9 protein-coding genes, 1 tRNA gene and 2 pseudogenes are annotated in these 11,291 nt (G+C 62.2%); 3 read left to right on the top strand and 9 right to left on the bottom strand.

Annotated elements, in window-relative coordinates; genetic code table 11:
* Nucleotides 1-657: pseudogene (locus tag EGK76_RS14355) on the top strand (DDE-type integrase/transposase/recombinase); the annotation flags it as partial.
* A 14-nt stretch (nucleotides 658-671) separates the two neighbouring features.
* Here the strand turns inward: EGK76_RS14355 and EGK76_RS14360 are convergent.
* The 9 genes and pseudogenes from EGK76_RS14360 to serS form a co-directional block, all read right to left on the bottom strand.
* A protein-coding gene (locus EGK76_RS14360) for an IS3 family transposase (RefSeq protein ID WP_199730926.1) occupies nucleotides 672-1,786 on the bottom strand; the annotation gives its coding sequence in 2 pieces (ribosomal slippage) (nucleotides 672-1,534 and nucleotides 1,534-1,786; 1,116 coding nt in all).
* 132 nt (nucleotides 1,787-1,918) lie between these two features.
* The gene (locus EGK76_RS14365) at nucleotides 1,919-2,329 is read right to left on the bottom strand and encodes a hypothetical protein (protein WP_123833072.1); all 411 of its coding nucleotides are present in this window, start codon (nucleotides 2,327-2,329) and stop codon (nucleotides 1,919-1,921) included.
* Nucleotides 2,330-2,470: 141 nt separating this feature from the next.
* Entirely contained in the window at nucleotides 2,471-3,886 is a 1,416-nt protein-coding gene (locus EGK76_RS14370) for an RHS repeat-associated core domain-containing protein (RefSeq protein WP_123833073.1), read from the bottom strand.
* Between the two features lie 68 nt (nucleotides 3,887-3,954).
* A protein-coding gene (locus tag EGK76_RS14375) for an IS3 family transposase (RefSeq protein WP_096296553.1) occupies nucleotides 3,955-5,111 on the bottom strand; the annotation gives its coding sequence in 2 pieces (ribosomal slippage) (nucleotides 3,955-4,862 and nucleotides 4,862-5,111; 1,158 coding nt in all).
* Nucleotides 5,112-5,126: 15 nt separating this feature from the next.
* Nucleotides 5,127-5,666, bottom strand: coding sequence for a hypothetical protein (locus EGK76_RS14380; protein WP_123833074.1), 540 nt, complete (start codon nucleotides 5,664-5,666; stop codon nucleotides 5,127-5,129).
* A 3-nt stretch (nucleotides 5,667-5,669) separates the two neighbouring features.
* Entirely contained in the window at nucleotides 5,670-7,127 is a 1,458-nt protein-coding gene (locus tag EGK76_RS14385; protein WP_123833075.1) for a site-specific integrase, read from the bottom strand.
* A gap of 82 nt (nucleotides 7,128-7,209) precedes the next feature.
* Nucleotides 7,210-7,299, bottom strand: a tRNA-Ser gene (locus tag EGK76_RS14390).
* A gap of 166 nt (nucleotides 7,300-7,465) precedes the next feature.
* Nucleotides 7,466-8,392, bottom strand: a pseudogene (locus EGK76_RS14395) (LysR family transcriptional regulator); the annotation flags it as partial.
* Between the two features lie 120 nt (nucleotides 8,393-8,512).
* A complete protein-coding gene (serS, locus tag EGK76_RS14400; RefSeq protein ID WP_123833076.1) occupies nucleotides 8,513-9,793 on the bottom strand; it encodes a serine--tRNA ligase in 1,281 nt (426 codons plus the stop codon).
* A gap of 173 nt (nucleotides 9,794-9,966) precedes the next feature.
* Between serS and EGK76_RS14405 the strand changes: the two genes are divergently transcribed.
* Nucleotides 9,967-10,590, top strand: coding sequence for an energy transducer TonB (locus EGK76_RS14405; protein ID WP_158613509.1), 624 nt, complete (start codon nucleotides 9,967-9,969; stop codon nucleotides 10,588-10,590).
* A gap of 71 nt (nucleotides 10,591-10,661) precedes the next feature.
* A complete protein-coding gene (locus EGK76_RS14410; RefSeq protein WP_158613510.1) occupies nucleotides 10,662-11,213 on the top strand; it encodes an energy transducer TonB in 552 nt (183 codons plus the stop codon).
* Nucleotides 11,214-11,291: the final 78 nt, after the last annotated feature.

Raw genomic sequence — 11,291 nt, forward strand, 5'->3', positions numbered from 1 at the left:
AGTCCTCGAGAATGAGGTGATCAAGGACGTGCTGCGAAAAAAATGGTGAGCGCACCGGCCCGTCGCGAGCAGGTGCGCTACATGGCAGGTAAAGGACTCAGCGAGCGGCGCGCTTTGCGCGTGGTGGGCATGAGCGCCAGCGCACTGCGCTACACACCTCGTCCGGATCGCAATGTCGAACTGCGAGAGCAGATCCAGGCATTGGCGCATCGGCACAGGCGCTACGGCGTGGGCATGATCTATCTCAAGCTGCGGCAAGGCGGCCATGCCGTGAATTACAAACGCGTGGAGCGGCTGTATCAGCAGGCCAAGCTGCAGGTGCGGCGACGCAAGCGCAAGAAGGTGCCGGTGGGCGAGCGGCAACCGCTGATCCGTCCGGTTGCGGCCAATGAAGTGTGGTCGAGGGACTTCATCTTCGACCGCACAGCCGACGGCCGCGTCATCAAGTGGCTGGTGATCGTGGACGACGCGAGCCACGAAGCTGTGGCGATCGAAGTCGAACGCGCGATTTCCGGGCACGGGGTCAGTCGTGTGCTCGACCGCCTGGCCCTCAGCCGTGGCCTGCCGAAGATAGTCCGAACGGACAACGGCAAGGAGTTCTGCGGCAAGGCGATGGTGGCTTGGGCGCACGAGCGGGGCGTGATGCTGCGCTTGATCCGTAAGCTCCCCCGTCAAGCAGACACTTCAAAAGTAGACCTTCGGGCGTGTTGATTGCGGTACTCGGCAGGCGTCAGTCCGCCGAGCGAGTCGTGGGGGCGCTCTTCGTTGTAATCGATCATCCACCAATGGGTGGCTTCGCGGATATCGTCGAGGCGGGCGAAGAGATGCTGGTCGAGCACTTCTTCCCGGAAGGTCCGATTGAAGCGTTCGATGAAGGCGTTCTGGTTCGGCTTGCCGGGCTGGATGTACTGGATCGCCACACCATTGACCTTCAGCCAGCTGGTAAATGCCTCGCCCAGGAACTCGGGCCCGTTGTCGGAACGCACGACCTGCGGCAAGCCATGATCGTGCTTGATCTGCTCGAACACGCGCACGAGACGATGCGAGTTGATCGACGTGTCGACCTCGATATGCAGCACCTCGCGGTTGAAGTCGTCGACCACGTTGAAGGTGCGGAAGCGTCGGCCACAGGCGAGCGCGTCGCTCATGAAGTCGACCGACCAGACCGTATCGGGGAGCCTCGGGACGTACAGCGCGACCCGGGCGCGCTTGGGCAGGCGCCGCTTTGCGGCGCGACGCAGGTTGAGTTGCATGGCCTTGTACACGCGGTAGATCCTTTTCGGATTCCAGTCGCGCCGTGTCCTGCGCAGCACGTCGCTACATTTCCAGAAGCCGCGGCTGGGCCGATCTTCGACCACGCGTGCGATGGCCGCGATCAACTCGGCATCGCGCACTGTCCAGTCCAGCGGCGGCGCGTACCACGCCGCACGCGCAAGCCCGACGCATGCACAGGACCGGCGCAGCGGCCGCGCGTGCACCTCGATCAGGTACCGCACGGCCTCGCGCTTGCGCGCCGGCCCTAGAGTTTTTTTGCGATGAGATCCTTCATCGCCGCGTTGTCGAGCGCCAGCTCGGCGTACATCCGCTTGAGTTTCGAATTCTCGGCTTCGAGCTCCTTGACCCGGCGCAGCTCGGATGCCTCCAGGCCTCCGTACTTGCTCTTCCACTGGTAGTACGTCGCTGTGCTGATACCGACTTGGCGGCAGATGTCCTTGACGGGCACGCCTGCGTCGGCCTGCTTGAGCGTCGCGACGATCTGCGTCTCGGTGAACTTCGATGTGCGCATGGAACCTCCTGGCTGGGGAAACGATGCCAGAAAGATCTACTTATGCGGTGTCTGTCAGGCGGGGGAGCTTACGCCATGACTCGCTCGGTAAGCCGACGCATATCGAGTGACTGTAACAACACCGCCGAAGTTCTACTTTTGAAGTGGTGGCTTGGCGGAGTAACTTTCCGACTTACCACCACCGCTTAAACGATTAATGGTGCTACCCGGCACAATATCTGACTTAATACCACAATGCTCAGACAGAAAAATCTGGATTCTGAACTTCCGATCTCGTGGCTGATCAGCTATCGAAGCCCCACCGAGTGATGCTTGAACTACAACTTTCTCGCCGGGAGCCAAATCAATCCATGCTACTCGCCTATTGTACTCATCAAGATTCACCGTGTAAGCGCTCCAAGTTCGTCCATTGTCGTCGCTAAACTGAGTCTCCACAAACCCGGGATGAACCTTATGAGTTGCACCAACAAAACTTGGGAGACGCAATACTGAATTCCCGACGTTTCTGATGTCAAATGAAGCTTGATCAAACTCCGGAGACATGTGCGACTCCCCTTTCCATAGAACCTCGACTAAGGGGCAATCGACGTGACCAGCACTATTGGCTACATTATTAGTTGAGCAGCCAGAAATAAGAGCTAAAGCCACACTAGCAATAAATCTCATTGGGCACCCCGTATTTTATTAACAGCTCGGTGCAGAGTGTTTCAAAGAGATATCCCACTTCGCCTTAGACGCACGGAATGCCGCCTCAACCGTCGACTTAAGCGACGCATCTAAATCTTCTTCGGAGGCAATTTTACACTCGCTCTCTGTAGCAAACGATCTGCGCTTCATTTCAGCTTCGATTCTCTCACCTGTCTGGCGTTCGCTGCTCACCCAGTCGTCTAGATCATTCACATGATCCATTTCATCTCTTCGGGTAGCTCGCCGTGTCGCTGGCGATTCAAAACGGCTCTTCATAAGAACAATGGGGGAAAAAATCGCTTCAATTTCGTCAAGAATAAACCCGCCTGGTCCACACACGCAGCGCGCTGTAATTGACCAATCCAGAGTCGTTCTCGCGCATGTGTCCTGATTGAACGCGCCTTGGTTAGCACCAGGATAGGAAGTTGTGGGCATGCCAGGAACAAAGCCACCTATCCACTGCACACTTTCGAACCTCCATACCAGCAAACCCAGCGGATCTATGGCGGTTAATGGTGAAGAACCTGAGTAAGCGTAAGTCGCCACACCTCCACGCAATCCAATCGGATCACTCTGGATGTAGCGCCCCGTCTCAGGCTCGTAATCCCGGTGATAGTTGTAGAACAGCTTTGACCCAATATCAAACTTTTGCCCCGGAAAACGCAGGTCGAATCGCAAGTTCCTGCCACCTTGGTCAGGATCTTGATCTGGTGGTGTCGAACCGAATGCTTCGCCCAAAGAACTCCATCTCCAGATCGCTTCATTCCTTTGCCTTTCTATGACGACACGAGGCGTCGCCAAATGATCTGATTGAATTAGATGGATTACTGCCGACGCCCCAGAACCCTCGACCAGCGCCACAGGCCTATCATCCAGCCAAATAAACTGAGAATGATCGACTCCAGCCTCATCAGATAAGCTCAAATACTTACCAAATTCATCAAAGTTAGCGACCTCGACCTCACCTTCCCAAGTTGACCTTATTCTCTGACCAAACGCATTGTAGTCATACGAAGCCTTGGTTACTCCAGCCTCGCGGTATACTTTAAGCCGACCCACCGTATCATAATAGAACTCACGATCCGAGCCGCCGATGCTGCTTAAGTTTCCAGCGGAATCGTACTCCCGAAGGACACCATTAACCGAAGCCAATTTATTGGATTGAGAGCCGTATATGTATGCAGATACTGCATTGCCGTGGGAAAATGCCTCTCTATTTCCCGTCAGGTCATAAGCGTAACTCTCAATACTAACATTTGTATCACCATCCATTGCCCCTGTTAATCTACCAGCCCCATCGTACTTATATCTCAAAAATGCAGCAGGTAAAGGCCCGTCCCGCAAGGCGGCCAACTCGCCAGCTGCGTTGAAATCCATTTCAAGCCAAATACCTCCATCGACCGAGTCTTTCATCGAAATCGGGCTTAAAGATTGATCGTATACCGTCTTAACGGAGCGGCCGCCCGAATAGTCAATGGGTTCTACCCCGTTTCCGCGGACGGTTTGATTAAGGCTGAAAACGCCCGGTCACGGCGGGCTACTCTACGGCGCATGCGCGGGTTGTGGAACCGCTCGAGGTAATCAAACAAGTCCGCACGCGCCTCGTCGCGGGTTCGGTAGTGTCGGCGGTGTACGCGCTCACGCTTGAGCAATCCAAAGAAGCCTTCGCATGCGGCGTTGTCGGCGCAGTGACCCACTTTGCTCATGCTGCTCACCAATGCGTTTCCGCCCAGGAACTTCTGGTAGGTGCCGCTGATGAACTGGCCGCCGCGATCCGAATGCAGGATGACTTCGGCGCTGCTCTGCCGTTGCCACACCGCCATCTGCACCGCACGCACGACCATGTGGCGGTCCTGCCGGTGATGCATCGACCAGCCCACCACCAGCTTGCTGTAGAGATCGACCACTACGCACAGGTACAGCTTGCCTTCCACTGTCGCGATCTCGGTGATGTCGGTGACCCACTTGGTCTCCGGTTCGCTGGCATTGAAGTCGCGATCGAGCCGGTTCTCGATGCCCACCGGGCGTGCACCCGGCTTGCCGCCGAAGCGACGCTTCCTGCGCCGGGGCCATCCCTGCAGATTGGCGCCCGCCATCAGCCTGGCGACGCGATTGAGGCTGATCTGTTCGCCCTCGTCGACCAGATCCTCGTGCATGCGCGGCGCGCCGATCACGCCGCCGCTGTCCTCGTGAATCTGCGCGATACGCGCAAGCACACGTGCGTTTGCGCGCGCCCTGGGCCCCGGCTTGCGGCCGGCCCAGCCATAGAAGCCACTGGTCGACACGTCCAGGCAGCGGCACATCATTCCGATGGAATAGTGGCTGCGGCAGCGCTCAATCACCGCGTACCGTTCGGTGACTGCTTCGCGAAGTACGCTGCCGCGTCTTTTAAAAAATCCCGCTCCTTCGTCACCCGTGCCAGCTCGCGTTTGAGCCTGGCGATGTCTTCATCGCGGGGTGTGCCGCCGCCGGGGAACGCCTTGCCGCCCTCGGCCTCGGCTTCGCGCACCCACCGGGTGAGCATGTTCGGATTGACCCCCACTTCCAGACCGATCTGACGGCAGCTCGTCTTCGATCGCCGGACCAGATCAACCAGCTCTCGCTTGTACTCGGGGCTGTAACGCTTGCGCTTCGACATAGACACTCCTTTTGCTCAGTGTGAGCCTTGATGGATGTGTCCGCGAAATCGGGGTAGAACCCGAAGAACGTCTTCTCGAGAAAGGCTCGTGATCTCGCCGTCGGCCAGGATCACTCCGTCGTCCCGAACCAGGTAAGGCCGTCCGCTCTTGGAATCTCGACCCATGCGGGCGATGGGACTGATTCCGACCTTGTCCGCGTGTTTGGCCATTACAGCGCGCTCAAACCAGCCCAAGACGTCTTTCTTCCTAGCGCCGCCGTTGGGGGCCTCAAACGGGTGAGGGCCTCGTCCAAGCGCCTTCTTGAAGGTGGTCGGGCTCATGCGGAGGTAAAACTGAGCCGTCGATCGCTGCATCCAGAACCCATCGTCGGCCTTGTCCAAGGCTGCACGAACGCCTCGGTAAGCATCTGGATCGTCGAAGCTGCTCTCGAGCTCTTGCCGTTTGCGCCTTGCCTCTGCCCGCTCTTTCGGCGTGGGCGCCAACGCTTCGTCGAACAAGGCCTCCACCGCTTTCAAGTAGCCCGACTGATGGGCCTCCGTCTCCGACGTCGCCATGCTTTAGACGTGATCCTTCGTGAGGATCAGGTCGTAGGACAGCGCTTTCAGTCCTGGCGAGTGAGGCCCCAAGCCATCCAGCTTCTCTCGCACGGAGAAATCCCGGCTGTAGGTGCCGTGGTGCTCGTCGTCAAGCTCGTGCCCCACGATTTGGGCCCGAAGCTCGGAGACCACGCCGATGCCCTGCAGCTCTTGGATCAGGGTCTTGCGCAACGAGTGAAACCCACGCTTGGCGGCGGGCCACCCCTTACCCACGTCACGCACATGGCGGCTGTAGGCTTTGGAGATCCAGTTGCCCTGCCCGTTCTTCGCATCGGCCTTGGCTGCAGGGAACAACCGCGTGTGCTTTGCTTGGCGCAGGCCTTGGACCCACTCCAGGAAACCCAGTCGAATCAGCTCTGGGTGCAAGGGCACGGTCCGAAGACTAACGTCTGTCTTCACTTTCTGATGCTCGCCCTCGTCCGAAATGCGGATGCACGCCACCCCGTCGATCTCCAACACGTCGGACACGAGCAACTGCCCGACCTCCGATGCTCGCGCCCCCGTGTAGAGGCCAATAAGCGACGCCCAGCGGGCTGAGGCCGACAGCCGCTCGAAGGCCGCGGGTGCGAAGAGCGCTTGGACCTGATCGCGATCAAACGCTTTGAAACCGAGCTTGCGGCGGGCACGCTTCTCCCGCGCCGAGTAGCTGACATGACCGCTGGCAGGGTTGTCGCCTTTGGGGTAGTAACCCGATGCAATGGCCCAGTCGAAAAAGCCCCCTTTGCCGCCCACATAGCTTTGCTTGTTCGTCAGCGTGGGTGTCGATGCACCAGCCGCTCGCATGGCCTGATACCAGCGCGCCAAGTCCGATCGGGTGATGCTCGCGACACGGGTCTTGTCGCCCAAAAACTTCACCAAGGCCTCGATGGCCGTCTTCTTGATCGTGTAGGTTTTGGGCAGGGTGCTTCCCTTGAGCGTGGCCAACCACGCATCCCGCGCTTTCCCCAGCTGGATAGGCTCTAGACCGCGATGAGGACGGGGCGGCGAAGGCGCAGGCTCGATGCCGTCCAGCATGTCTTGGATGGGATCGTCACCAACGCGGCGCTGCTGAATCTTCTGAAAGAGCAGAACATCTTTCTCGTCGTCGATCTGCCAGCGCTCGCTCACGGTCCCATCCGGGCCCAAGGTGCGATGGAGCGTTAGGTCCCTGAGGTTGGTGGCGCCGCTCAAGCGTTCGATCAACGCATCCGCATCTTCCCTGGACAACTTCGCCACGCGTCGATCCCTCAACAAACCGAAGAGCCGAGCATAGCTGGCGGCGAGTAGCAGGGCGCGCACGCGGGCCTGCGGAAGGTCGTTCGTGAGCAACGAGCGTTTGAGGAGACGGCAGCCTAGAACCGGCTGCAGGTCGAGAGGGACACGCTGGCGGAACGCCCAGCGCCCCGAGGGGGAGCGGCTCATGTGATGAGGAATACGCATCGGGTTGTGACCCGATTTGTGTCCTGATTTGCCAACCTCGGAATCGCCATTTATCCAATAAAATCAGATAGATGGAATAGATTGGCGGAGAGAGTGGGATTCGAACCCACGGAAGGTTTGACCCTTCGGCGGTTTTCAAGACCGCTGCCTTAAACCACTCGGCCATCTCTCCGATGTTCAACGCCCCGCCCTGCTGCAAGCGCGCAACAGGACCGATCACCCCCAGGAGCGGCCGCCACGCACTCGTGCGCGGCGCGTCGGAGTCAGGCCATTGTCGCACGCACCGCTTCGCCCGAGATACTCGGCGGCGGGACCGCGCCTGCCACCGGCCGCCTGTCGCAGTTGCGGCAGTCGAGACTCGAGGCTTCGATGAGGGGAGGCAGCTTTTCGGCGAGGAAATCGATGAAGACCCGTACCGCCGGCAACAGGCCGCGACGCGACGCGAATACGGCGTGTGCGATGCCTTGCGGCAGATGCCAGTCCGGCAGCACCACTTCGAGTTCGCCATTGCGCACCGCTTCGGCGCACAACGTCTCGGGCAGCATCGTGATGCCGAGTCCCTGCTTGGCCAGCGCCATCAGCATCGGAAAATCGAAGCCGGCGACGCGCGGCTTCAGTTCGACGCGGCGGGTGGTGCCGTCGTTGGCCTGCAGATCCCAGCGCTGCTTCACCTCGTCCTCGCCCATGCTCATGGTCGTGTGCTGGCCGAGCTCGTCGGGATCCTTCGGTCGCCCCATGCGATCGAGGTAAGCGGGGCTGGCCACCAGAAGCTCCTGGATCTGGCCGAAGCTGCGCATCACCAGGCTGCCGTCGTCGTCGAGCTTGGAGCGCACCCGCACCGCCACGTCGAAACCTTCGTTGATGACATCGACGCGCCGGTTGCTGACGTGCAACTGCACGCGTACCTGCGGGTAACGCGCAAGGAACTCCGGCAGCATCTGCGGAATGGATTGCTGGGCGATGCTCACCGGAACGCTGACGCGCACCAGCCCACGGGGCTCGGCGCTCAGGCGATCGACCACCTCGCGCGCGGCCGTGGCCTCGGCGAGCATCGACTGCGCGTGGCGGAACACGCTCTGGCCGACATCGGTCACTGCGAAGCGCCGGGTCGAGCGCTGCAGCAGGCGCACGCCCAGCTCCGTTTCCAGCTGGCTGATGCGCCGGCTCAGGCGTGATTTGGGAATCCCGAGCGCGCGCTCGGCGGCCGCGAAGCCGCCGTGCTCGACGACCATCGCGAAATAGTAGAGATCATTGAGATCCTGCATCGGGAAGCCCTGCCTTCAGAACAATCCCCAGCATTCCACCACGCATATTCCACCAGTGCAACAGACGCGCTGCCGGTCGCGCGGCCTCGAGGCCCTGCGATCAGGCGTTCCCTGATGGGATCAGTCGAGACGCTCTACGCCACCCATATACGGGCGCAGCACCGCCGGGACTTCGATGCTGCCGTCCGCGGCCTGGAAGTTCTCCATCACCGCAATCAAGGTGCGGCCCACGGCCAGGCCCGAGCCGTTGAGCGTGTGCACCGGCTCGGGCTTGCCGGTCTCGGGGTTGCGCCAGCGCGCCTGCATGCGGCGGGCCTGGAAATCGCCCGTGTTCGAGCACGATGAGATCTCGCGGTAGGTCTGCTGCGAAGGCAGCCATACCTCGAGATCGTAGGTGCGTCGCGCAGCGAAGCCCATGTCGCCGGTGCACAGCAGCATCCTGCGGTACGGCAGGCCGAGCTTCTCGAGCACGGTCTCGGCGCAGCGGGTCATGCGCTCGAGTTCGGCGTCGCTGTCCTCCGGGCGCACCACCGACACCATCTCGACCTTCTCGAACTGGTGCTGGCGGATCATGCCGCGGGTGTCGCGGCCGTGGCTGCCCGCCTCGGAGCGGAAGCAAAGCGAATGCGCGCTCATGCGCAGCGGCAGGCGCTCGGCATCGACGATCACATCGCGCACGATATTGGTCAGCGGCACTTCGGCCGTCGGAATCAGATAACGCGTTTCGTCGCCGAACGGCGTCGCGAACAGATCGTCCTCGAACTTGGGCAGCTGACCGGTGCCGCGCATGGTCTCGGCATTGACGATCAGCGGCACGCTCGTTTCCTCGTAGCCATGCTCCTGTGTATGCAGGTCGAGCATGAACTGCGCGAGCGCGCGGTGCAGGCGGGCCAGCTTGCCGCGCAGCACGGTGAAGCGTGCGCCGCTGAGCTTGGCCCCGGCCTCGGCGTCGAGCCAGCCATGGCGCTCGCCGAGTTCGACGTGGTCGCGCACCGTGAAGTCGAAACTGCGCGGCGTGCCCCAGCGCGACTGCTCGACGTTGTCGGACTCGTCGCGCCCCACCGGCACGCCGGGATCGGGAAGGTTCGGCACGCCGAGCACGATCGCCTCGATGTCGGCCTGGATCGCCTCGAGCCGCGCCTCGCTGGCCTTGAGCTCGTCACCGAACCCGGCGACCTCGGCCAGCAGCGGGGCGACATCCTCACCCTTGGCCTTGGCCTGTCCGATCGCCTTGCTGCGGGTGTTGCGCAGGTTCTGCAGCTCCTGGGTGCGCACCTGGATCTGCTTGCGCTCGGTCTCGAGAGACTCGATGCGCGAGACCGGCAATTCGAATCCGCGGCTTTCGCGCAGGCGCGTGGCGGTCTCGGTGAGGTGCTGGCGCAGAAGGTTCGGATCAAGCATGGCGGCTGTTCGTCTATCGCTGAGCGGACCGGCATTATCGCCCGGATCATCCCCGCACGCGTTCGCAGCGGGCGCGCCTGGCGGCGGGAAACCGTATGCAAGAATGCGGCGCCGCCCCCGAGATGCCGACGATGCCCGCTCCACTGCCGATCACCACCCGCCTGCGTCGCGGCATGCGCGACGCGATGCCCAGAGGTCACGCATGGTGGACCGTGCTCGGGGCATGCGGTCTTGGCCTGCTGTTGTTCATGAGCGTGTTTATGGGTCGCGGGCCTGCGGGAGATGACGGCGGCGACGCGAATGGCGAGGTGGGGTCGGAGCAGGTGCTGAACGATCTCCCCGCACCGCTGCCCGCGGCCGCCACTGCAGAGCGCGGATTCGACTATGCGGGTGCGCCCGGCAGCGCCGCGCCGGTCGCGATGGACAGGGAGCTGCCGCAATCAGGCGCGCCCGCCGCGCCGGCAGCGGCCACGACGCCGCCCACGCCTGCGCCTGCGGCAGCGGCACCCGCCCGCGCGGCTTCCAGCGATCCACGCCCGATCTCGAGCCCGTCCCCGCAGTATCCCCGGGCATCGCTGCGCCGCGGCGAACGCGGTGACGTGGTGGTACTGGTACGGGTCGGCGCGAACGGGCGCGTCACCGATGTCGAGCTGGTCAGCAGCAGTCAGCATCCACGCCTCGACCGCGCGGCCATGAGCGCCGCTCGGCGCTGGCGGTTCGAGCCCGCCATGCGCGACGGCCAGCCGGTGCCGGGCGAGCTTCGCATCCCGTTTTCGTTCGTCCCCGAGGGCGGATAAGCGCGAAGCTGCACGCCGCATCCACGCATTGCATGGGAGCCTCATCCCTCCCATTCACAATAGGGTGCGCCATGTACGATCCGGCCCAGCGTCCCGCTGATCCCCCGCCCCACGACCGGGATCGCCGGCGCAAGCGCTCAAGCCCGCTCCTGTGGATCCTGCTGCTGGCCCTCCTCGTCCTGATCGGCTGGTATGCGCTGACGCAGCGGAGCGCTCGTGAAACGGTCGAACTGCCGCCGACGCCGATCATCGGCGACCCGGATACACCGGTCGCGGAACGTGAACCCGAGAGCCGCCCGACCCGCAGCGCCCCGGCGCCTGCACGGCCCCCTGCCCAGCCGGCCGACCGCGCGGCGCGCCCCACCGCGCAGCCGGAGATTCCCTATCCGCCAGCCGCCGCACGCAATCGTGAGGAAGGCTCGCTGACGCTGCTGGTGCAGGTGGACGCGGACGGCAATGCCACCGACGTCAGCATCGCCGAGCGCAGTGGATCGCGCGATCTGGATCGCGCCGCGCAGCAGGCCGTGCGCTCCTGGAAATTCGAACCCGCCATCAAGGGGGGCAAGCCGATAGCGAGCGAAGTCCGGGTGCCGATCGACTTCAGCCTCCAGCAACCGCGCTGACCGCTCGACCCTGACGCGCGAGCCGCAACGCCCGCATCGCAAGGTGCGGGCGTTTTTCGTGCAGCTGCTACACAGCCT

This window comes from Luteimonas sp. 100069 (assembly GCF_003813845.1).
Classification (GTDB): domain Bacteria; phylum Pseudomonadota; class Gammaproteobacteria; order Xanthomonadales; family Xanthomonadaceae; genus Luteimonas; species Luteimonas chenhongjianii.